We start from the raw sequence: 20,424 nt of genomic DNA on the forward strand, positions 1-20,424 counted from the left end.
TCCTCGTTAGGCGACGTTCTGCCGCTCACCCTTGGGGTCGTAGAACACCGGCGAGACGATCTCGGCAGCGATGTAGCGGCCATCGGCCAGCGGGGCGTAGACGGTCTGGCCCATGCGGCCCAGGCCACCCTTGACCATGGCCATGGCGAAGCCGTAGCCCAGGGTCGCGCTGTGGTAGCTGGAGGTCACGTGACCGACCATGTCCATGGGGATCGGCTGGTTGCGCTCGAACACCAGTTGCGCCCCTTCCGGCAGGACGTCGCGGGCATCCAGGGGCTTGAGGCCGACCAGCTGCTTGCGATTCTCGCGGACGCAATCCTGGCGATGCATGCCGCGCTTGCCGATGAAGGAGAAGCTCTTGTTCAGGCTCACCGCCCAGCCCATGCCCAGGTCCTGGGGCGTGACCGAACCATCGGTGTCCTGCCCGATGATGATGAAGCCCTTCTCCGCCCGCAGCACGTGCATGGTCTCGGTGCCGTAGGGGGTCAGGTCGAATTCCTTGCCCGCCGCGACCACCTGCTCGAGTACGCCCATGGCGTAGTTGGCCGGCACGTTGATCTCGTAGGAGAGTTCGCCGGTGAAGGAGATACGGAATACCCGCGCCGGTACCCCGCCCACCTGGCCTTCCTTCCAGGCCATGAAGGGGAAGGCGGCGTTGTCCAGAGCGATGTCGGTCAGCTTGGCCAGCAGCTTGCGGCTGTTGGGACCGGACAGGGTCAGGGTCGCCCAGTGGTCGGTGACCGAGGTGAAGTACACCTCCAGTTCCGGCCATTCGGTCTGGTGGTAGAGCTCCAGCCATTCGAAGACGCGCGCGGCGCCGCCGGTGGTGGTGGTCATAAGGAAGTGGTTGTCGGCGAGACAGGCGGTGACGCCGTCGTCGAAGACCATGCCGTCTTCCTTGCACATCAGGCCGTAGCGGGCCTTGCCAATGTCCAGCTTGGTCCAGGCGTTGGTGTAGACGCGGTTGAGGAATTCCCGCGCGTCCTTGCCCTGGATGTCGATCTTGCCCAGGGTCGAGGCGTCGAGCAGGCCGACGCTGCGGCGCACGGCCAGGCACTCGCGATTGACCGCGGCGTGCAGGTCCTCGCCCGCCTTGGGGAAGTACCAGGGACGCTTCCACTGGCCGACGTCCTCGAACAGCGCGCCCTGCTTGAGGTGCCAGGCATGCAGCGCGGTGTAGCGCTTGGGCTCGAACAGGTGGCCGCAATGCCGTCCGGCGATGGCGCCAAAGGTGATAGGCGTGTAGTTCGGGCGGAACATGGTGGTGCCGACTTCCGGGATGGCCTTGCTCTGCACCCGGGCAGCGATGGCCAGACCGTTGATGTTGCCCAGCTTGCCCTGGTCGGTGCCGAAGCCCATGGCGGTGTAGCGCTTGACGTGCTCGATGGACTCGAAGCCCTCGCGGCAGGCCAGCTCGATGCCGGCGGCGGTCACGTCGTTCTGCAGGTCGACGAACTGCTTGGGGGCACGCGACGACGGCTTGTCGTGGGGCACCTGGAACAGCGCCAGACTCGGCTCTTCCTGACGGAATTCGGCCTGGGGCAGCTCGCCGCTGACCACCTTGGCACCGGCTTCGGCCGCGGCGGTGGCGCCGGCCTCGAAACCGTCGGCCAGGACATCGCCCAGGGCGAAGACGCCATTCACGCCACCGGCGCAGAGGCGCTTCTGCGGCGCCGGACCGGGCACGAAGGCCTGGATGTCATCGCGCCACAGCGGACGACCGCCCAGGTGCGAGGCCAGGTGGACCACCGGGCTGTAGCCGCCGGAGGTGGCGATGAGGTCGCAATCGAGCCACTCGCCGCCACCCAGGGTACGGAAGGCGGTCAGATCGATGGTGGCGATCTTGGCGCCGGTCACCCGGGTATTGCCGCGGGCTTCGCTGACGGCGGTACCGCCCATGACGCGCACGCCACGCTTGCGCACTTCCTCGACCCAGGCGCCGCGGGGATTGGGGCGCGCATCGGCGACTGCCACTACCTGGCGACCGGCTTCGAGCCAGTCCAGGGCCACGCGGTAGGCGTAATCGTTGTTGGTGGACAGCACCAGGCGCTGACCTGGGGCCACCGCATAGCGACGGATGTAGGTGGACACGGCGCCGGCCACCATGTTGCCCGGCAGGTCGTTGTTGGCGTACACCAGCGGCCGCTCGTGGGCGCCGGTGGCCAGCACCACGCGGGTGGCGCGGACGCGGTGCAGGCGCTGACGCACCTGGCCATGGGGCGCGCGATCACCCAGGTGATCGGTGAGTCGCTCGTGAATGGTGAGGAAGTTGTGGTCGTGGTAGCCGTTGACCGTGGCGCGCGGCAGCAGCACCACGTTGTCCAGGCCCTGCAGCTCGGCCACGGCCTTGGCGGCCCAGTCGGCGGCCGGGGCGCCGTCGAGACGCTCGCGGCTGTCCAGCAGGCTGCCACCGAATTCTTCCTGTTCGTCGGCCAGGATCACCCGGGCGCCGCTGCGACCGGCGGCCAGGGCGGCGGCCAGGCCGGCGGCGCCACCACCCACCACCAGCACGTCGCAGTGCTGGTTGAAGTTGTCGTAGGTATCCGGATCGACCTGGGTCGGCGCCCGGCCCAGGCCGGCGGCCTTGCGGATGTACTTCTCGTAAGTCATCCACAGGTTCTGCGGATACATGAAGGTCTTGTAGTAGAACCCGGGCGGCATCATCTTGCCGCCGACCTTGCCGAGGATGCCCATGAGGTCGTTGTTGACGCTCGGCCAGCCGTTGGTGCTGGCGGAGACCAGGCCCTGGTACAGCGCCTGCTGGGTGGCCCGCACGTTGGGCACCTGGGTGGCCTCGGTGGCGCCGATCTGCATGATGGCGTTGGGTTCTTCGGCACCGGCGGCGACGATGCCGCGCGGCCGGGAGTACTTGAAGCTGCGGCCGATCACGTCGACGCCGTTGGCCAGGAGGGCCGAGGCCAGGGTGTCACCCTTGAAGCCCTGGTAGGTCTGACCGTTGAAGGTGAAGGTGATGGCCTGGCTGCGGTCCAGGCGACCGCCCTGGGTGAGTCGATGGACCTGGCTCATGTGCGCTCTCCTCGCTCGGCGGTGAAGCGGGGTTGCTCGCCGATCGGATAGGTTTCGAGAATTTCGTAGGTCTCGGTGTTACGGGTCGCGTTGAAGTACTGGCGGCAGCCCGAAGCGTGGACCCACAGCTCGTGACGCAGGCCGCGCGGGTTGTCGCGGAAGAACATATAATCGCCCCACTCCGCGTCGCTGCAGGCCTCGGGATCCAGCGGACGCGGGATGTGCGCCTCGCCGGCGGCGTGGAATTCTTCTTCGGAGCGCAGTTCCCCGCAGTGGGGACAATGGATGTACAACATGCTCGGGCTCCTTAGTGCGCGACGGCCGCTGCGCCGTGTTCGTCGATCAGCGCGCCGGTGTGGAAACGGTCGATGGAGAAGGGCTTGGCCAGCGGATGCATCTCGCCGGAGGCCAGGGACGCCGCGAAGACGTTGCCCGAGCCGGGGGTGGCCTTGAAGCCGCCGGTACCCCAGCCGCAGTTGAAGAACAGATTTTCCACCGGGGTCTTGGAAATGATCGGGCAGGCGTCGGGCGAGGTGTCGACGATGCCGCCCCACTGGCGGTTCATGCGCACCCGCGAGAGGATCGGGAACATCTCGACGATGGCCTGCAGGGTGTGTTCGATCACCGGGTAGGAGCCGCGCTGGCCGTAGCCGACCCAGCTGTCGATACCGGCGCCGATCACCAGGTCGCCCTTGTCGGACTGGCTGATGTAGCCGTGTACCGCGTTGGACATGATGACGCTGTCGATGATGGGCTTGATCGGCTCGGACACCAGCGCCTGCAGCGGGTGGGATTCCAGCGGCAGGCGGAAGCCGGCCAGCTTGGCCATGTGCCCGGAGTTGCCGGCGGTGACCACGCCGACGCGGCGGGCGCCGATGAAGCCACGGTTGGTTTCCACGCCGATCACCTTGCCGTCCTGCTTGCGGAAGCCGGTGACCTCGGTCTGCTGGATCAGGTCGACGCCCAGGGCGTCGGCGGCGCGGGCGAAGCCCCAGGCCACGGCATCGTGACGGGCCACGCCGCCGCGGCGCTGCACGGTGGCACCGAAGATCGGGTAGCGGGTGTTCTTGCTGCAGTCCAGGTAGGGAATCTCTTCGGCCACCTGACGGGTGTCGAGCAGTTCGCCGTCCACGCCGTTCAAGCGGTTGGCGCTGACGCGGCGCTCGGAATCGCGCATGTCCTGCAGGGTGTGGCAGAGGTTGTAGACGCCGCGCTGGGAGAACATGACGTTGTAGTTGAGGTCCTGGGACAGGCCTTCCCACAGCTTCATGGCGTGCTCATAGAGGTGCGCCGATTCGTCCCACAGGTAGTTGGAGCGGACGATGGTGGTGTTGCGCGCGGTGTTGCCGCCGCCCAGCCAGCCTTTCTCGATCACCGCGACGTTCTTCACGCCGAACTGCTTGGCGAGGTAGTAGGCGGTGGCCAGGCCATGACCGCCACCGCCGACGATGACCACGTCGTACACCGGCTTGGGCGTCGGGGTGCGCCACATCCGCTGCCAGTTCTCGTGATGGCTCAGGGAGTGCTTGAAGAGGCCGAAGCCGGAATAGCGTTGCATCTGGAGACTCCTGCAGACGACGCCCCTTTCCGCAAAGGGGGAAAGGGGTTGGATAAGGGTTGCGTCAGGCGCGCGGCGACTAGCGGTAAACCGGGTAGTCGCGGCACAGCGCGGCCACTTGGCGCGCCACCTGGGCTTCCACATCGGCATCGCCGAGGTGGTCGAGGATGTCGCAGATCCAGCCGGCGACGCGTTCGCTTTCGCTGACGCCCAGGCCACGGGTGGTCAGGGCCGGAGTGCCGATGCGCAGACCCGAGGTCACGAAGGGCGACTGGGGATCGTTGGGCACGGCGTTCTTGTTCACGGTGATGCAGGCGCGCCCCAGGGCGGCGTCCGCGTCCTTGCCGGTGATGCCCTGCTTGATCAGGCTGACCAGAAACAGGTGGTTGTCGGTGCCACCGGAGACCACGTCGAAGCCGCGGGCCTTGAACACGCCGGCCATGGCCTGGGCGTTCCTGATCACCTGCTGCTGATAGGTCTTGAAGCCCGGCTCGAGGGCTTCCTTGAAGCACACCGCCTTGCCGGCGATGACGTGCATCAGCGGACCGCCCTGGGCCCCCGGGAATACCGCGGCGTTGAGCTTCTTCTCGATGTCGGCGTTGGCCTTGCACAGGATCAGGCCGCCTCGGGGGCCGCGCAGGGTCTTGTGGGTGGTGGTGGTCACCACGTCGGCGAAGGGCACCGGATTGGGGTAGACCCCGGCGGCGACCAGACCGGCCACGTGGGCCATGTCGACGAACAGCAGGGCACCCACGCTGTCGGCGATGTCGCGGAAGCGCTGGAAGTCCAGGGTCTTGGAGTAGGCGGAGAAACCCGCCACGATCATCTTGGGCTTGTGCTCTTCGGCCAGACGCTGGATCTCGTCGTAGTCGATCAGCCCGGTGTCGGTGTCGATGCCGTACTGCACGGCGTTATAGAGCTTGCCGGAGGAGCTGACCTTGGCGCCGTGGGTCAGGTGACCGCCGTGGGCCAGGCTCATGCCCAGGATGGTGTCGCCAGGCTGCAGCAGCGCCAGGTACACGGCCGAGTTGGCCTGGGAACCGGAGTGCGGCTGGACGTTGGCGTAGTCGGCGCCGAACAGCTGCTTGGCGCGCTCGATGGCCAGCTGCTCGACCTTGTCGACATGCTCGCAGCCACCGTAGTAGCGCTTGCCCGGATAGCCTTCGGCGTACTTGTTGGTCAGCACGCTGCCCTGGGCTTCCATGACGCGCTGGCTGGTGTAGTTTTCGGACGCGATCAGTTCCAGGTGATGCTCCTGGCGCCGCGCTTCCTCGCCCATGGCGGCGAACAACGCATCATCGTAGCCCTGGATTTGGTCCTGCTTGCTGAACATCGCGGCGCTCCTAAAGTCTGTGGCGGTGAAAACCACCCCCTTGGCCGCGATGGTAGGCCCGGCCCCAGACCCCAAGATGCCTGTTTACGCCCCGGGCCGGCGCGTTTGCGACAGCCACTCAACGGCCGAGTTCTGCCGTTCGCCGCGTGCAATCAAGTCGCCCCGATCCGCGCCGATAGGCTGACTACCTCTCCCCCGGCCAGCGAGTTCTGCCATGTTCAATGCGCACCACAAGAAGACCATCGCTCGGCTGGAGGCCGAGTTGCACGCCAACCAGGGCCTGACCCAGGCGCTGGAGCGGTCCATGGCGGTGATCGAGTTCGATCCCGACGGCACCATCCTGCGTGCCAACGACAACTTTCTCCGCCTGACCGGCTATAGTGCCGACACCCTGGTCGGTCAGCACCATCGCCGCCTCTGTCCGGCCAACGTGGTGCAGGGTCGCGACTATGGCGATTTCTGGGCCCGCCTCAAGCGCGGCGATTTCGTTTCCGGCACCTTCCACCGCCTGGACGCCCAGGGCCGTACCCTCTGGCTGGAAGCCAGCTACAACCCGGTGCCCGACAGCAGCGGCAGGATCGCCAAGGTGGTGAAGTACGCCCTCGACGTCACCGCCCAGGTCGAGCGCGACAGCGAAGCCCAGAGCAACCTCGAGGCCTTGGACCGCGCCCTGGCGCGCATCGAATTCGACCTGGACGGGCGCATCCTCACGGCCAACGACAATTTCCTGGCCACCCTGGGCTACAGCCTCAAGGAGATCCAGGGCCAGCAGCATCGCCTGTTCTGCGAGCCGGCCCTGGTCAATAGCAGTGAATACGCCGACTTCTGGCGCCGCCTCAATGCCGGCGAGTTCTTTCGCGGCCAGTTCAAGCGGCTGGGTAAGCACGGCCGGGTGGTCTGGCTGGAGGCGAGCTACAACCCGGTGTACGACGCCACCGGTCGGCTATACAAGGTGGTCAAGTACGCCAGCGACATAAGCGAGCGGGTGGAAAAGCACGAAAGCGACAGCCGCAGCGCCTCGCGGGCCTATCACATCTCCGCCGAGACCGAGAAGGTCGCCGAGCACGGCACCCGGATCATCCAGGCGGCCGCCGGCGAGATGCGCGAGATCGCCCACAACGTCAGCGCCTCCGCCGAGGTGATCGGCCAGCTGGGACAGCGCTCCGAGCAGATCACCGCCATCGTCAACACCATCCGCGGCATCGCCGACCAGACCAACCTGCTGGCGCTCAACGCCGCCATCGAGGCCGCGCGCGCCGGTGACCAGGGGCGTGGCTTCGCCGTGGTCGCCGACGAGGTCCGCCAGCTGGCGGGACGTACCAGCAGCGCCACGGCGGAAATCGCCGAGATGATCGGGCGGATCCTGAGCGAGACCCAGCAGGCGGTCGCCAGCATGGAAAGCACCCAGGGTCGAGCGGTCAAGGGCGTCGAGCTGGCCGACCAGGCCGGTGCGGTGATCGTGCAGATCCGCGATGGGGCCAGCGACGCCGTGGAAGCCGTGAGCATGTTCGCCAGCAAGCTGGACGAATCCGAGGTGATTCCCAAGGGCGCGCGCAACTGGGTGGGGCATTGAGGCCGCGGCCTTGATTGGGATCAAGCGTCCCTGACAGCCAGGGTCTAGCATGAAGGCATACCCCTCTCGTGGAGATGCCCCATGCACAATGTCCTGGTCGCCTACGACGGTTCCCCCAGCGCCGACAACGCCCTGCGCTACATCCTCGACCTGGTGAAGGCCGGGCTGTCGCTGGAGCTGCACCTGCTCAACGTCCAGAACGAGCCGGAGATCTACGGCGCGCCCTTCGACGACCGCATCCTGCGCGAATGGCGCGGCAGCCTGCAGGACAAGGCCGAAGACATCCTCGTCCGGGCGCGCCCGGCCCTGCTCGAAGCCGGTATCGAGGCCCAGACCCACGTGGGCTTCGGCGGCATCGCCGAGACCATCGGCGAGACGGCGCGGCGCCTGCAGGTGGACACCGTGGTCATGGGCACCCGCGGCCTGGGCTCGCTCAGCGGCCTGCTGCTCGGCTCGGTGGCCCATCGCGTGGTCCATCAGGTGCCCTTGCCGGTGATCCTGGTGAAATAGTCGCCCAACAAAAAACCAGCCCTCGGGCTGGTTTTTTCGTTCTGGAGCAGCGTCTGGATCAGATGCTCAGGGTCCAGTCGTAGTCGACGATCAGCGGCGCGTGCTCGGAGAAGCGCGGCTGCCGTGGCAGGCGCGCCGAGCGGACGAAGCGGCGCAGACCCGGGGTCAGGATGTTGTAGTCGAAGCGCCAGCCCAGGTTGAGGTGCTCGGCCTGGTCGCTGTCCGGCCACCAGCTGAACTGGTCGCCTTCGCGGCTCACTTCGCGCAGGGCATCCACATAGCCCATGTTGCCGATCACCTCGTCCATCCAGGCCCGCTCGGGCGCCAGGAAACCGGGGATCTGCTGGCAGTCGCGCCAGTTCTTCACGTCCTGCTTCTGGTGAGCCACGTACAGCGAGCCGCAATAGATGTACTCGCGACGCTTGCGGCGCTGCTTGTTCAGGTAGTGGGTGAAGTCGTCCATGAACTTGAATTTCATGTTCAGGTCTTCGTCACCGCGCTTACCCGAGGGCAGCAGCAGGCTGGCGATGCTGACCTTGTCGAAGTCCGCCTGCAGGTAGCGACCGAAGCGATCGCAGGACTCGAAGCCCAGGCCGCTGATCACCGCCTTCGGCTGGACCCGCGTATAGAGTGCCACCCCGCCCTGGGACGGCACTTCGGCGTCGCAGGCATAGAGGATGTAACCCTCCAGCGCATAGGCCGGATCGTCCATGTCGTAAGAAGAGGCGCGCGTATCCTGCAAGCAGATCACGTCGGCATTCTGCGCCTTAAGCCAGGGCAACAGGCCCCGCTCCACAGCGTCCTGAATACCATTGACGTTCAAGCTGATGATCCGCATAAATGGCCCCCAAAAAATCGTGGATGTATGATACCCGAGCTAAACCGGTTTAGCTAAATACAAGCCGCGCAAGGACTTATATGCAGGCGTATCAGCGTAATTTCATTCGTTTCGCCATCGAGCGCGGAGTTCTGCGCTTTGGTGAATTCACCCTGAAATCGGGTCGTATCAGCCCCTATTTCTTCAACGCCGGCCTGTTCCACAGCGGTGCGGCCCTGGCCCAGCTCGGCCGTTGCTATGCCGATGCGCTGGTGCAGGCCAACCTGCCCTTCGACGTGCTCTTCGGCCCGGCCTACAAGGGCATCCCCCTGGCCGCGGCCACGGCGGTGGCCCTGGTCGATCACCACGGCCGCGACGTGCCCTGGTGCTTCAACCGCAAGGAAGCCAAGGACCACGGCGAAGGCGGCCTGCTGGTGGGCGCGCCCCTGACCGGTCGGGCGCTGATCATCGATGACGTCATCACCGCCGGCACCGCCATCCGCGAGGTCATGCAGATCATCGAAGGCCAGGGCGCCAGTGCGGCCGGGGTGCTCATCGCCCTGAACCGCCAGGAGCGTGGCCGCGGCGAATTGTCGGCCATCCAGGAAGTCGAGCGCGACTACGGCATTCCGGTGCTCAGCATCGTGGCGCTGGATCAGGTGCTCGAATACCTGGCCGAGGACGCCGAGCTCAAGCGTCACCTCCCCGCCGTCCAGGACTATCGCGCTCAATACGGCATCTAGCCCCAGGAGAGACAGCCATGGTCGTACGTCGCGCCGCTGCCAGCCTGTTGCTCATCGCCCTGCCCCTGGCCGGCCAGGCGGCCGAGCTGTACCGCTATCTGGACCGCAACGGCACCCTGGTCATCGACCGCCAGGGCGTGCCGCCGGAATACGCTGGCAAGGGCTATGACGTGCTCAACGAGCAGGGCCGGGTGATCCGCAAGGTCGCCCCAGCCCTGCCCGCCGCCGAACTCGACCGCCAGGCGCGCGAGCGCCAGCAGGCGGTCGTCGATGGCCAGTTGCGCAAGCTCTACAGCAATGTCGAGGACGTCGACCGCGCCAAGGCGCGCAAGCTGACAGAGCTCGATGGCCTGATGCAGATCAAGAAGGCTAACCTTGAGGCGGCACGCCAGCTGCAGAGCCAGTTGATGGAGCAGGCGGCGGTGCAGCAGCGCAATGGCCAGGCGCTGCCGGCGGACCTTCAGGCCCGCCTCGACGCCGCGGCGGCCGATCAGGTGCGTCTGCAGGCCGATCTGCAGCGCTACGCCCAATTGCGCACCAGCACCAGCGCAGCCTTCGACGCCGATCGTGCGCGCATGCAGCGCCTAGAAGCGGCTCAGGCCACGGATCGCTAGCCTTTCTGCGTTCACTGCCGGCGGCCCCCTCCGCCGATGGCATGCTGGGCGGCACGACAAGGTTGCCGCCTCTTCACGCCATATTCTGGCACGTACCGTGCAGTTCGATTTTCTACGTATTGTTGAACAATCGGGCTTGAAGACCTATGAGCGGCAAAGACGCAGGCGCGCTGTCCTTGGGGGCTCAGCTGCTGCAGGAAATGCGCGAGGACATCATCGGCGGTCGCCTGCTACCCGGTACGGCGCTGGTCGAGGCTGAACTGGTCAAGGCCTACAACGCCTCGCGCAACACCATTCGCGAAGCCCTGCACCAGCTGGATCGCGAGGGCCTGGCCACCTATGTGCGGCACAAGGGGGTGATGGTGCGGCGCCTGGGCCTGGCCGAGGTGCGCGACCTCTTTACCGTGCGCCGCACCCTGGAACTGCAGGCCATCCTCACCAGCCGCCCGCTGCGCGAATACCAGTCCGATCGGATGCTGGACGCCCTGGAGGCCGCCGAACTGGCGCAGTCGCGTGAAGACTGGCGCGCCCTCGGCACCCATGGCCTGCATTTCCATCAGCACATCGTCGGCCTGCTGGGCAGTCCGTTGTTCGATGAATTCTTCGCCACCGTCGCCGCCCAGATACGCCTGCTGTTTTCCCTCGCGCCCGACGAGGAGCACTTCCAGCGGCCCTGGATCATCCGCGACCGCCAGATCCACGACCTGCTCGCCGCCGGACAGCGCCAGGCGGCGGCCGAGGCCATGGCCAGCTATCTCGACGATTCCGAAAACCGGCTGCTGGATCTGCTGAGCGCAGCCAGGCCGCTCTGACCGAGGAGACCTCCCATGTACAAGGACTACCCCGCCGCCTACCAGTCCACCCAGGGTTCCGCCCTGCAGGTCGACCAGGCCTTCTACGATCGCCTGCGCGAGGACAAGGACGCGCGTACCCTGATCGAGCAATTCGAGATCCCGATCCGTACCGGTCGCGCCTGGAAGGTCCCGGCGGGCCATCTGTTCCGCGTCACCACCCCGCACGGTCCCCAGGTGGGCGACTTCAACGTCTGGAACGCCGAGGACCCACGCGAACGCATGTGGGCCGCGCGTACCCGGCAACTGCAGGGGGCCCACGTCAGCACCTACGACCGCCTCTGGTCGAACCTGCCCTTCCTGCGTCCGCTGCTGACCATCACCGACGACAGCCTGGCCGGCTACGGCATCGACGAACACGGCGGCCGCCTGCACGATCTGCTCGGCACCCGCTGCGATCCCTACGTCAACAAGATGCTCACCGGCGAGGACTTCCACCACCACTGCCACTCGAATCTGACCCGCGCGGTGCTGCCCCACGGTCTCACCGAGTTCGATGTCCACGATGTGCTGAACATCTTCCAGTGCACCGGGCTCAACCATGACGACCTGTATTTCATGAAGGCCTGCCCGGCCAAACCCGGCGACTACCTGGAATTCTTCGCCGAGATCGACGTGCTCTGCGCCCTGTCCACCTGCCCGGGCGGCGATCTGTCCCTGGCGATGTGGGGTCCTGACGCAGAGGACCCGCTCAAGGTCTGCCGCCCGTTGGGCGTGGAGATCTACCGGGTCGAGGAGGCGTTGCTGCAGGGTTGGGAATCGCCCAAGCGGGCGGCCTACAACGGCCAGCATGGCCTGACCCTGCCCAAGGCCAGTTGGGAGTCCTGAATCCGGGCCAGCAATAGAAACGGCGCCCTGGGGCGCCGTTTCTGGTCCGACCGAAAGCGCTCAGCGCTTGCGGTTGGAGATCAGGGTACCGACGCCGACGTCGGTGAAGATTTCCAGCAGCACCGCGTTGGGCACCCGGCCATCGATGATGTGGGCGCTCTGCACGCCGCCCTGCACCGCTTCCAGCGCGCAGCGGATCTTCGGCAGCATGCCGCCGTAGATGGTGCCGTCGGCGATCAGCGAATTGACCTGCTCGGTGGACAGCCCGGTGAGCACCTGGCCCTGCTTGTCCATCAGACCGGCGATGTTGGTCAGCAGCATCAGCTTCTCGGCCTTGAGTGCCTCGGCCACCTTGCCCGCCACCAGGTCGGCGTTGATGTTGTAGGACTCGCCGTCCGGACCCACACCGATGGGCGCGATGACCGGGATGAAGTCGCCACGCACCAGCATGTTGATCAGGTCGGTGTTGACCCCGGTGACCTCGCCCACATGGCCGATGTCGATGATCTCCGGCTTGGTCATTTCCGGCGTCTGCCGGCTGACCTTGAGCTTGGTGGCGCGGATCAGGCCCGCGTCCTTGCCGGTCAGGCCGATGGCCTTGCCGCCATGGCGGTTGATCAGATTGACGATGTCCTTGTTGACCTGGCCGCCCAGCACCATCTCCACCACATCCATGGTCTGGGCGTCGGTGACGCGCATGCCATCGATGAAGTGGCTTTCGATGGACAGGCGCTTGAGCAGGTCGCCGATCTGCGGACCGCCGCCATGCACCACCACCGGGTTGATGCCCACCGCCTTCATCAGCACGATGTCACGGGCGAAACCGGCCTTGAGCTCGTCGCTCTCCATGGCGTTGCCGCCGTACTTGATCACCAGCGTCTTGCCGACGAACCGGCGGATATAGGGCAGCGCCTCGGACAGCACCTCGGCGACGTGCGAGGCATCCTCGCGGCTCAGGGTCATGGCTCACCTCTCAAGGTCGACATAGAAAAGACAAAGGGCGCCTAGGCGCCCTCTGTGCTACCGCTGACCCAAGGTCAGAACGGCAGATTCAGATCCGGCTGTACCGCCAGCAGCTGCTTGCGGAACACCGTCTTGATGCGCTCCAGCTCTTCGAGGGTTTCTGCCTCGAAGCGCAGCACCAGCACCGGCGTGGTGTTGGACGCACGCACCAGGCCCCAACCGTTCTGGTAATCGACGCGGACGCCGTCCAGGGTGGTGATCTGGGCATCGCCCCACTGGGCGTCGCGCTGCAGGGTTTCGATGATGCCGAACTTGCTCTCTTCGGTCACCTGGATATTGATCTCCGGGGTGGAGATGTCTACCGGGAAGGTATCGAACACCTGCTGGGCGCTGTTCTTCTCCTGACTGAGGATCTCCAGCAGGCGCACGGCGCTGTAGATGCCGTCGTCGAAACCGAACCAGCGCTCCTTGAAGAACACGTGGCCGCTCATCTCGCCGGCCAGCAGCGCGCCGGTTTCCTTCATCTTCTTCTTGATCAGCGAGTGGCCGGTCTTCCACATGATGGGACGACCGCCGTAGCCGGCGATGAGGTTGTTCAGGCGGCGGGTGCACTTGACGTCGAAGATGATGTCGGCGCCCGGGTTGCGGGAGACCACGTCCTTGGCGAACAGCATCAGCAGCTGGTCGGGATAGATGATCTTGCCTTCGTTGGTCACCACGCCGACGCGGTCGCCGTCGCCGTCAAAGGCCAGGCCCAGGTCGGCACCGGTTTCCTTGACCTTGGCGATCAGGTCTTCCAGGTTCTCGGGCTTGCCCGGATCCGGGTGGTGGTTGGGGAAGTTGCCGTCCACCTCGCAGAACAGCGGGATGACCTCGCAGCCCAGGGACTCGATCAGCTGGGGCGCGTTGACCGCGGCGACACCGTTGCCGGCGTCCACCACCACCTTGAGCTTCTTGGCCAGCACCACGTCGTTGCGGATGTAGTCGGCGTAGCTCTTGAGCACGTCGACCTGCTTGATCTGGCCCTGGCCGCTGGCCACGTCACCGGTCTCGATGCGCTCGCGCAGACGCTGGATGGATTCGTTGGCCAGGGTCTCGCCGGCGATGACGATCTTGAAGCCGTTGTAGTCCGGCGGGTTGTGGCTGCCGGTCAGCATGACGCCGGACTTGCCTTCGAGCACGTTGGCGGCGTAGTAGAGCACCGGGGTCGGCACCATGCCGACATCGCTGACATTGGCGCCGCTGTCGGCCACGCCCTTGATCAGTTGGGCGACCAGCTCGGGGCCGGACAGGCGGCCATCACGGCCGACGGCCACGTTGGGCTCGCCACGCGCCAGGCTCTCCGAGCCGATGGCGCGCCCGATCCAGTAGGCGGCTTCGGCGGTCAGGGAGTCACCCACCACGCCACGGATATCGTAGGCGCGGAAGATGCTGGCGTTGAGTTGGGGGGCTTGCGAGGTAGTGCTCATCGGGGGTTTCTCCAATCCCAGGAGATCCTGGTCTTCGTCGAGGATACTGATATCGAGGATGTCGGTGGTCTGGAACAGCGGCTCGCTCTGCTGAGAGCGGCCTCTGTCGGCAAACTCCGCCAGGGTCTTGGCCACCGCATCGCTGGGAGCGGTGGCGTACAGGTCCGGCGACGACCCGGCCGATCGGCTGGCCAATCGGGCCGTCGACTTGGCCACGGGTTCCATTACCGCCAGGCGCAAAGTCGGGCTTTTGGCTATCTGATTGGCTTCTAGTTCCTCGGCATAGGCCGTCAGACTGCGGACGTCGTCACGGAGCCGGCGTGACAGCTCCCGGGAAAACAGCCAAAAGCCCGCCAGCACGCCAAACAGCGCCAGCAGCAGCGCCACCAAGGGAATGCCCAGCGGTGTATCGGCGCCGGCCTCGGCGGCAGGTGCCAACTCAAGCGTCCAGAGCGGGCTGCCGGTGGCGAGCCGCCGCATCAGCGCCGGATCACCGGGGCTGCCGCCACTGGCCAGCACCTGCATGCTGCCCCCGGGAAATTGCTGCAGCAGGCGCCACTGGCCGACGGTCGCCGGTGGCGTGGCCCAGCCCTGCAAGACGGCCGGGAGTTCTTCCACCAGCACGGCGCTGCCAAGCAGCTGATCGCCGCGGCGGATGGGTTGGGCGCTGTAGACCAGCCAGCGATTGCCCAGTCGATAGGCTTCCGGCGGGGTCCGCTGGCCGCTTTCCAGGCGCTTGAGCAGATCGAGGGCGGCATAGTTGAGGGGGCCGGGACGATCGTCTTCGATCTGGCGCATGCCGGCTGGCACCACCAGCACGTCGACCACGCCGAGGCGCTCGCGCAGCTGGCTTTCCGCCGCCGCGCGCGCCGCCGGATCGTCGCCCTGCAGGGCCTGCAGCACCAGGGCATCCCCGGCGACACCCTGCAGCCGGCGGGTCAGGCCGACCAGCAGCTGATTGAGAGAGGTCGCCTGCGCCTGCAGCGCCTGGTCCGCCTGCTGCTCCTGGTTGCGCGCGCCCTGCGGCTGCAACACCAGGAACCACAGCAGCAGCGCGGCCAGCAGCAGGCCGGCGAGCGCCAGCAGCAGTCCCGCGCCCATGCCGGGCAAGCCAGCGACCCGGGGAGCCGCCTTGCGCACATCCTTGTCGTTCTTGCCCCTTGCCATGCCGTTCTTCTCCTTTATGTCACGGCGCGCCTTGCGTGTCTGGCGTCAGCGGGTACCGGAGTGGCCGAAGCCGCCAGCGCCCCGCTCGGTCTCGGTAAAGCTGTCGACGATATCGAAGTGCGCCTGCACCACAGGTACGAGCATCAGCTGGGCGATACGTTCGCCCACGCTCACGGTGAAGGTGGTCTGGCCGCGATTCCAGCAGGAGACCATCAGCTCGCCCTGGTAGTCCGAGTCGATCAGGCCGACCAGATTGCCCAGCACGATGCCGTGCTTATGGCCCAGGCCCGAGCGCGGCAGGATCAGCGCCGCCAGCGACGGATCGGCCACATGGATGGCGAGCCCGGTGGGAATCAGCGCGGTCTGCCCCGGCTCCAGCACCAGATCCTCCTGCAGCATGGCGCGCAGGTCGAGGCCGGCCGAGCCGGGGGTGGCGTAGGACGGCAGCGGGAAATCGCGCCCCAGGCGCGGGTCGAGGATCTTGGCTTGAAGGCTATGCATGGTTCTGGGTGGTGTCTTTCAGGTGGGTGGAAATCAGGGCGATGAGCTGCCGGGCGATCTTGCCCTTGCTGGTCTGCTCGAAGCGGATCTCGTGCAGGCCACGGTCGATCACGGTAACCGCGTTGTCTTCGCTGTTGAAGCCGATGGCCGGATTGGCCACGTCGTTGGCGACGATGAGGTCGAGATTCTTGTCGCGCAGCTTGCGCTGGGCGTACTCCAGCAGATTCTGGGTTTCCGCGGCGAAGCCGACGCTGAAGGGGCGATCCGGGCGCCCTGCCAGGGTGGCGAGGATGTCCGGGTTGCGCACCAGCTCCAGCAGGAGACCATCACCGCGGGTGGGATCCTTCTTCAGCTTGTGCGGCGCGATGACCTCGGGGCGATAGTCCGCCACCGCCGCCGAGGCGATGAGCACGTCGCAGGGCATCAGCGCCTCGCAGGCGGCCAGCATGTCGCGAGCGCTGATCACGTCGATACGCTCGACGCGATCGGGGGTCGGCAGATGCACCGGGCCGCTCACCAGGCTGACGCGCGCGCCCGCCTCCGCCGCCGCTTCCGCCAGGGCGAAGCCCATGCGGCCGGAGCTGTGGTTGGTGATGTAGCGCACCGGATCGATGTTTTCCTGGGTCGGCCCCGCGGTGATGACCACATGGCGACCGGTCAGGTCCAGGCGCTGGAAGCAGTCGGCGGCGAGCTGGGCAAGGTCGGTGGCCTCCAGCATCCGGCCGGGGCCGACGTCGCCACAGGCCTGACTGCCGCTGGCCGGGCCGAACAGCTTGATGCCACGGCTGCGCAAGAGCTCGGCATTGGCCTGGGTGGCCGGATCGCGCCACATGGCCTGATTCATGGCCGGTGCCAGGGCGACCCGGGCATCGGTGGCCAACACGATCGTCGTGAGCAGATCATCCGCCACGCCCTGGGCCAGGCGCGCCATGACATCGGCGGTGGCCGGCGCGACCAGCACCAGATCGGCCCAGCGGGCCAGCTCGATATGCCCCATGGCCGCTTCGGCGGCCGGGTCCAGCAGATCCAGATGCACCGGCAGACCCGACAGTGCCTGCAGGGTCAGCGGCGTGATGAATTCGCGACCGCCGCGGGTCAGCACCACCCGCACTTCGGCGCCCTGATCCTTGAGTCGGCGCACCAGCTCGGCGCTCTTGTAAGCGGCGATGCCACCTCCGACGCCCAGCACGATGCGTTTACGATGGAGCCGCTGCATATAGCCTTTCCGTTCTCAAACCGTCTAGAGCGGGCATCGCACGGCCAATCGAGGCCTGCGCGCACCCGCGAATGATCCGGTTAAGATAGCACAGCGCCTGCCGGACGCAGGCGCCCCGCCAGACAAGGAGCGTCCATGAGCATCAAGGATTGGCCGGCCCAGGAACGGCCGCGGGAGAAACTGCTGGAACAAGGCGCCCAGGCCCTCACCGACGCCGAACTGCTGGCGATCTTCTTGCGCACCGGCGTAGCCGGCAAAAGCGCGGTGGACCTCGCCCGCCACTTGCTCGGGGAATTTGGCAGCCTGAGGGCCCTGCTGGAGGCCGATCTCGCCGCCTTCAGCGCTCACCTCGGCCACGGCCCGGCCAAGTTCAGCCAGTTGCAGGCGGTCCTGGAAATGGGCCGCCGCCACCTGGCCGAAGGCCTCAAGCGCGACTTGGCCCTCGAAAGCCCCCAGCAGGTCCGCGACTATCTAAAGGCCCGCCTGCGCCACGAACCCCACGAGATCTTCGGCTGCCTGTTCCTCGACACCCGCCACCGGGTGCTGGCCTTCGAAGCCCTGTTCCACGGCACCATCGACGGCGCCAGCGTCTACCCCCGCCAGGTGCTCAAGCGCGCCCTCGCCCACAACGCCGCTGCCGTCATCCTCACCCACAACCACCCTTCCGGCATCGCCGAACCCAGCCAGGCCGACCGCCTGCTCACCACCCGACTCAAGGACGCCCTGGTGCTGATCGATGTGCGGGTGCTGGATCATTTCATCGTGGGGTGAAATGACCCCCGAAAGTTGGACGCTGCCTTGAAGGCGTACCATGCCCAAGTACTCTCTAGCGTTCAAATTGAAGATCGTCGCTCAGTACCAAAAGGGCGATTGCAGCTACGGCCACCTCGCTAGGGTGCATGACGTCAGCGTGGTGCAGGTAAAAGGATGGATTGGCGCCTATGCCAATCACGGAAAAGCGGCTCTACAAAAGCGTTATCGTTATCACAGCATCGATTTCAAGATCGAGGTGGTGCGACAGATCGTCGAAGGCCTATCAATCCGACGGGCTAGTGAGCGATTTAGTCTCAATCGCTCCCAAATGCAGCGCTGGGTCGATGCGTGGCAGAGGTATGGTATCGAGGGGTTGGCCAGCAAACGCAGAGGTGACTCCTTGCCCCTTCTTCCCGTTCCAGATCCATCCGCTTTCAAGCCCCACATCGCAAACCCAGTCCGAGAGCTGGAAAAGCAGGTTGCCTATCTGCAGGTCAAAAACGCCTTTCTGCGCAAAGCCATGAGCTTGGGTCTCAAGGACAGTGACCTGGACAATCAGCAGAAAGCACTTATCGTGCAGGAGTTGCGGTCACGATATCCACTTGATGCGCTTCTTCAGGGAGCATGTCTTCCTCGAAGCAGCTTCTACTACCACCTCAAGGTCACTCGCCAACCAGACAAACAAGGTGCCCGCAAAGAGAGCATCCGGACGATGTTCGCGCATCATCGGGGTCGCTATGGCTATCGCCGCATCACGCAGGCGCTACGCAATCAGGGGCAGCAGATCAATCACAAGGCAGTACAGCGGCTGATGGGCGAAATGTCGTTAAAGTGCACGCTGCGACGCCGTCGCTATCGTCCATTCACAGGGCCGGAGTCCTGCGTGGCGCCTAACCTGCTGGAACGCCGCTTTACCGCACCGCAGCCCAATCAGCGGTGGGCGACTGACATAACGGAGTTTCGTGTCAATCAAAACCGGCTATACCTGTCACCGATTCTTGACCTCTTCAATAAGGAAATTGTGGCTTTCGAGATAAGTGAGCGCCCATCGTTCGAGATGGTCTTACGTATGTTGAAAGACGGATTGAAGACCCTTCGGCCTCATGAGAAACCGCTCATCCATTCCGATCAAGGCTGGCACTATCAATACCCTGCCTACCAACAGCTGATCCGTCAGCATGGACTGACTCAGAGTATGTCAAGGCGAGCCAATTGCCTCGACAATGCGGCAATGGAAAGCTTTTTTGCAGTACTAAAATCTGAGCTTTTCCACTGCAACAGGTTCTCAAGCGTAGAGGAGCTGGCAGTAGCAATTCGGGCCTATATCGACTACTACAATAAGGAGCGAATCAAATTGGCACTGGGTGGGCGCAGTCCAGCTGAATATCGTCTGGCAATAGCGAAAGCTGTGAATACCTGTGACGAATAGGACGTTTGCCTCATAGCTACCGCAGAGTCGATCGGTTTCTAGACCCTCGGCGTTTGAGGAGTGCAGGCATGCTCCGGGTCTCAATAAGCAGTGGCAGGCATGTCGGCTTCAAGAACGAGCCATCTTCAAAGTCATCTGCTGCGCTGCTATGATCCGCTAAGGAGATGGCATTCCTCCTCAAACCGCCTCGTGCTGATGATGCCTACGTAACCCCTTGGCAGGGTGCGTAGGTGCGCCCTGTCTTTTTCGAGGACAGCGCTATGCACCGACCATATCCCTCCCCGGCCCCTAGTCTTCCATTCCCCTTGGGAGACGTTCCATGCTGAAGCCGCTCATAGCCATCGCACTCGGTGCGACCTTGGGTGCCTGGCTCCGTTGGATACTGGGCTTGAAGCTAAATGCCTGGTTCCCGTCGCTCCCGCCTGGGACGGTCGTTGCGAATCTTGTAGGTGGCTACATCATCGGAATGGCCGTAGCCATCTTCGCTGCTTGGCCCGGGATTGCGCCTGAATGGCGGCTGTTTCTGATCACCGGATTTTGCGGCGGCTTAACCACCTTCTCGACGTTTTCTGCTGAGACACTGATGCTAATCCAGCAAGGAAGGCTGCTCATGGCGCTGACTGCAATCAGCGTTCATGTCGTGGGGTCCCTGTGCATGACAGCCCTGGGTATCTTGACCATCAACCTGCTGCACCCACGCTAAAGGCAATAGCATGAACGACTATCTCGTTACGTTCTATACCGAACAAAATCGTCGCCATGAACATCAGCAGATTGGAGATTGGCTTCTGGATCTTGCTAAAGAGCTTCACCTAAGTGGCGCAACGTTGTCAGTGGCGGCTGAAGGCTTTGGCCAAGATGGAAAACGCCACTCCGCTCATTTTTTTGAGCTTGCCGATCAGCCCATCCAGGTAACGATGGCGCTGACTCAAATTCAACACGACATGCTGTTTCAACGCCTCGAATCGGAAGACTTGGCACTGTTCTACATCAAGACGCCTGCCGAGATTGGCACGGTAGGACGCCACCGCCCTTCCCAAGAGACAGAGTCATCCTCGTCCTGAGCTGACGC

18 protein-coding genes, 2 pseudogenes and 1 riboswitch are annotated in these 20,424 nt (G+C 65.0%); of the genes and pseudogenes, 11 read left to right on the forward strand and 9 right to left on the reverse strand.

Annotated elements, in window-relative coordinates:
- Nucleotides 1-6 precede the first annotated feature (6 nt).
- The 4 genes from ACZ5R1_RS22565 to glyA all read right to left on the reverse strand — a co-directional run bounded on the left by ACZ5R1_RS22565 (nucleotide 7) and on the right by glyA (nucleotide 5,918).
- Entirely contained in the window at nucleotides 7-3,027 is a 3,021-nt protein-coding gene (locus ACZ5R1_RS22565) for a sarcosine oxidase subunit alpha (protein WP_115946254.1), read from the reverse strand.
- Nucleotides 3,024-3,323, reverse strand: coding sequence for a sarcosine oxidase subunit delta (locus ACZ5R1_RS22570; RefSeq protein ID WP_017639232.1), 300 nt, complete (start codon nucleotides 3,321-3,323; stop codon nucleotides 3,024-3,026). The genes ACZ5R1_RS22565 and ACZ5R1_RS22570 overlap by 4 nt, the downstream gene beginning before the upstream one ends.
- Before the next feature lie 11 nt (nucleotides 3,324-3,334).
- A complete protein-coding gene (locus ACZ5R1_RS22575) occupies nucleotides 3,335-4,585 on the reverse strand; it encodes a sarcosine oxidase subunit beta family protein (RefSeq protein ID WP_017639231.1) in 1,251 nt (416 codons plus the stop codon).
- A gap of 79 nt (nucleotides 4,586-4,664) precedes the next feature.
- Nucleotides 4,665-5,918 (reverse strand): serine hydroxymethyltransferase, encoded by a 1,254-nt coding sequence (gene glyA / locus ACZ5R1_RS22580; protein ID WP_027598628.1) that lies wholly within the window; start codon nucleotides 5,916-5,918, stop codon nucleotides 4,665-4,667.
- Between the two features lie 304 nt (nucleotides 5,919-6,222).
- Here glyA and ACZ5R1_RS22585 point away from each other — a divergent pair.
- From ACZ5R1_RS22585 to ACZ5R1_RS22595, 3 genes and pseudogenes are all read left to right on the forward strand, one after another.
- Nucleotides 6,223-6,855, forward strand: a pseudogene (locus tag ACZ5R1_RS22585) (PAS domain-containing protein); the annotation flags it as partial.
- 159 nt (nucleotides 6,856-7,014) lie between these two features.
- Nucleotides 7,015-7,491 (forward strand): annotated as a pseudogene (locus ACZ5R1_RS22590) (methyl-accepting chemotaxis protein); the annotation flags it as partial.
- An 81-nt stretch (nucleotides 7,492-7,572) separates the two neighbouring features.
- Nucleotides 7,573-8,001, forward strand: a complete 429-nt coding sequence (locus tag ACZ5R1_RS22595; protein WP_007160045.1) for a universal stress protein — start codon at nucleotides 7,573-7,575, stop codon at nucleotides 7,999-8,001.
- 58 nt (nucleotides 8,002-8,059) lie between these two features.
- Here ACZ5R1_RS22595 and ACZ5R1_RS22600 read toward each other — a convergent pair whose 3' ends face one another.
- Nucleotides 8,060-8,839, reverse strand: a complete 780-nt coding sequence (locus ACZ5R1_RS22600) for an exodeoxyribonuclease III (RefSeq protein WP_007160046.1) — start codon at nucleotides 8,837-8,839, stop codon at nucleotides 8,060-8,062.
- A gap of 80 nt (nucleotides 8,840-8,919) precedes the next feature.
- Between ACZ5R1_RS22600 and pyrE the strand changes: the two genes are divergently transcribed.
- From pyrE to ACZ5R1_RS22620, 4 genes are all read left to right on the forward strand, one after another.
- Nucleotides 8,920-9,561, forward strand: a complete 642-nt coding sequence (pyrE, locus tag ACZ5R1_RS22605) for an orotate phosphoribosyltransferase (protein ID WP_115946252.1) — start codon at nucleotides 8,920-8,922, stop codon at nucleotides 9,559-9,561.
- Nucleotides 9,562-9,578: 17 nt separating this feature from the next.
- Nucleotides 9,579-10,175: a DUF4124 domain-containing protein gene (locus ACZ5R1_RS22610; RefSeq protein ID WP_464712737.1), complete on the forward strand. Its 597-nt coding sequence runs from the start codon at nucleotides 9,579-9,581 to the stop codon at nucleotides 10,173-10,175.
- A gap of 146 nt (nucleotides 10,176-10,321) precedes the next feature.
- Nucleotides 10,322-10,987 carry a GntR family transcriptional regulator gene (locus ACZ5R1_RS22615; RefSeq protein WP_042134856.1) on the forward strand — a complete coding sequence of 222 codons (666 nt, stop codon included), beginning with the start codon at nucleotides 10,322-10,324 and terminating at the stop codon, nucleotides 10,985-10,987.
- 15 nt (nucleotides 10,988-11,002) lie between these two features.
- A complete protein-coding gene (locus ACZ5R1_RS22620; protein ID WP_286731981.1) occupies nucleotides 11,003-11,854 on the forward strand; it encodes an urea carboxylase-associated family protein in 852 nt (283 codons plus the stop codon).
- 60 nt (nucleotides 11,855-11,914) lie between these two features.
- Here ACZ5R1_RS22620 and argB read toward each other — a convergent pair whose 3' ends face one another.
- From argB to coaBC, 4 genes are all read right to left on the reverse strand, one after another.
- Entirely contained in the window at nucleotides 11,915-12,817 is a 903-nt protein-coding gene (gene argB / locus ACZ5R1_RS22625) for an acetylglutamate kinase (RefSeq protein WP_007160051.1), read from the reverse strand.
- Nucleotides 12,818-12,891: 74 nt separating this feature from the next.
- Entirely contained in the window at nucleotides 12,892-14,286 is a 1,395-nt protein-coding gene (gene algC / locus ACZ5R1_RS22630) for a phosphomannomutase/phosphoglucomutase (RefSeq protein ID WP_220376268.1), read from the reverse strand.
- A 1,212-nt stretch (nucleotides 14,287-15,498) separates the two neighbouring features.
- A complete protein-coding gene (gene dut / locus ACZ5R1_RS22635; protein WP_027598635.1) occupies nucleotides 15,499-15,954 on the reverse strand; it encodes a dUTP diphosphatase in 456 nt (151 codons plus the stop codon).
- Entirely contained in the window at nucleotides 15,947-17,170 is a 1,224-nt protein-coding gene (gene coaBC / locus ACZ5R1_RS22640; protein WP_077171190.1) for a bifunctional phosphopantothenoylcysteine decarboxylase/phosphopantothenate--cysteine ligase CoaBC, read from the reverse strand. Before coaBC ends, dut begins: the two co-directional genes overlap by 8 nt.
- A gap of 135 nt (nucleotides 17,171-17,305) precedes the next feature.
- Here coaBC and radC point away from each other — a divergent pair, with 135 nt between their 5' ends.
- The 4 genes from radC to ACZ5R1_RS22660 all read left to right on the forward strand — a co-directional run bounded on the left by radC (nucleotide 17,306) and on the right by ACZ5R1_RS22660 (nucleotide 20,416).
- Nucleotides 17,306-17,941 carry a RadC family protein gene (radC, locus tag ACZ5R1_RS22645; protein WP_115946248.1) on the forward strand — a complete coding sequence of 212 codons (636 nt, stop codon included), beginning with the start codon at nucleotides 17,306-17,308 and terminating at the stop codon, nucleotides 17,939-17,941.
- Between the two features lie 40 nt (nucleotides 17,942-17,981).
- On the forward strand, nucleotides 17,982-19,352 hold the full coding sequence (locus ACZ5R1_RS22650) for an IS3 family transposase (protein WP_081049679.1): 1,371 nt from the start codon (nucleotides 17,982-17,984) through the stop codon (nucleotides 19,350-19,352).
- A 151-nt stretch (nucleotides 19,353-19,503) separates the two neighbouring features.
- A riboswitch (Fluoride riboswitch) is annotated at nucleotides 19,504-19,564 on the forward strand.
- A 107-nt stretch (nucleotides 19,565-19,671) separates the two neighbouring features.
- Complete coding sequence (gene crcB, locus ACZ5R1_RS22655; protein WP_027597932.1) at nucleotides 19,672-20,055, forward strand: fluoride efflux transporter CrcB; 384 nt, start codon at nucleotides 19,672-19,674, stop codon at nucleotides 20,053-20,055.
- A gap of 10 nt (nucleotides 20,056-20,065) precedes the next feature.
- On the forward strand, nucleotides 20,066-20,416 hold the full coding sequence (locus tag ACZ5R1_RS22660; protein ID WP_027597933.1) for a DUF190 domain-containing protein: 351 nt from the start codon (nucleotides 20,066-20,068) through the stop codon (nucleotides 20,414-20,416).
- Nucleotides 20,417-20,424 lie beyond the last annotated feature (8 nt).

Source organism: Pseudomonas sp. Pso3 (genome assembly GCF_055393275.1).

Excerpts from the sequence above, each read along its gene's own strand:
- dut (WP_027598635.1), bottom strand. The coding sequence starts at position 15,954 with ATGCATAGCCTTCAAGCCAAGATCCTCGACCCGCGCCTGGGGCGCGAT.
- ACZ5R1_RS22660 (WP_027597933.1), top strand. The coding sequence starts at position 20,066 with ATGAACGACTATCTCGTTACGTTCTATACCGAACAAAATCGTCGCCAT.
- ACZ5R1_RS22610 (WP_464712737.1), top strand. The coding sequence starts at position 9,579 with ATGGTCGTACGTCGCGCCGCTGCCAGCCTGTTGCTCATCGCCCTGCCC.
- algC (WP_220376268.1), bottom strand. The coding sequence starts at position 14,286 with ATGAGCACTACCTCGCAAGCCCCCCAACTCAACGCCAGCATCTTCCGC.
- crcB (WP_027597932.1), top strand. The coding sequence starts at position 19,672 with ATGCTGAAGCCGCTCATAGCCATCGCACTCGGTGCGACCTTGGGTGCC.
- ACZ5R1_RS22595 (WP_007160045.1), top strand. The coding sequence starts at position 7,573 with ATGCACAATGTCCTGGTCGCCTACGACGGTTCCCCCAGCGCCGACAAC.
- radC (WP_115946248.1), top strand. The coding sequence starts at position 17,306 with ATGAGCATCAAGGATTGGCCGGCCCAGGAACGGCCGCGGGAGAAACTG.
- ACZ5R1_RS22650 (WP_081049679.1), top strand. The coding sequence starts at position 17,982 with ATGCCCAAGTACTCTCTAGCGTTCAAATTGAAGATCGTCGCTCAGTAC.
- glyA (WP_027598628.1), bottom strand. The coding sequence starts at position 5,918 with ATGTTCAGCAAGCAGGACCAAATCCAGGGCTACGATGATGCGTTGTTC.
- coaBC (WP_077171190.1), bottom strand. The coding sequence starts at position 17,170 with ATGCAGCGGCTCCATCGTAAACGCATCGTGCTGGGCGTCGGAGGTGGC.
- pyrE (WP_115946252.1), top strand. The coding sequence starts at position 8,920 with ATGCAGGCGTATCAGCGTAATTTCATTCGTTTCGCCATCGAGCGCGGA.
- ACZ5R1_RS22615 (WP_042134856.1), top strand. The coding sequence starts at position 10,322 with ATGAGCGGCAAAGACGCAGGCGCGCTGTCCTTGGGGGCTCAGCTGCTG.
- ACZ5R1_RS22600 (WP_007160046.1), bottom strand. The coding sequence starts at position 8,839 with ATGCGGATCATCAGCTTGAACGTCAATGGTATTCAGGACGCTGTGGAG.
- ACZ5R1_RS22565 (WP_115946254.1), bottom strand. The coding sequence starts at position 3,027 with ATGAGCCAGGTCCATCGACTCACCCAGGGCGGTCGCCTGGACCGCAGC.
- ACZ5R1_RS22620 (WP_286731981.1), top strand. The coding sequence starts at position 11,003 with ATGTACAAGGACTACCCCGCCGCCTACCAGTCCACCCAGGGTTCCGCC.
- ACZ5R1_RS22570 (WP_017639232.1), bottom strand. The coding sequence starts at position 3,323 with ATGTTGTACATCCATTGTCCCCACTGCGGGGAACTGCGCTCCGAAGAA.
- ACZ5R1_RS22575 (WP_017639231.1), bottom strand. The coding sequence starts at position 4,585 with ATGCAACGCTATTCCGGCTTCGGCCTCTTCAAGCACTCCCTGAGCCAT.
- argB (WP_007160051.1), bottom strand. The coding sequence starts at position 12,817 with ATGACCCTGAGCCGCGAGGATGCCTCGCACGTCGCCGAGGTGCTGTCC.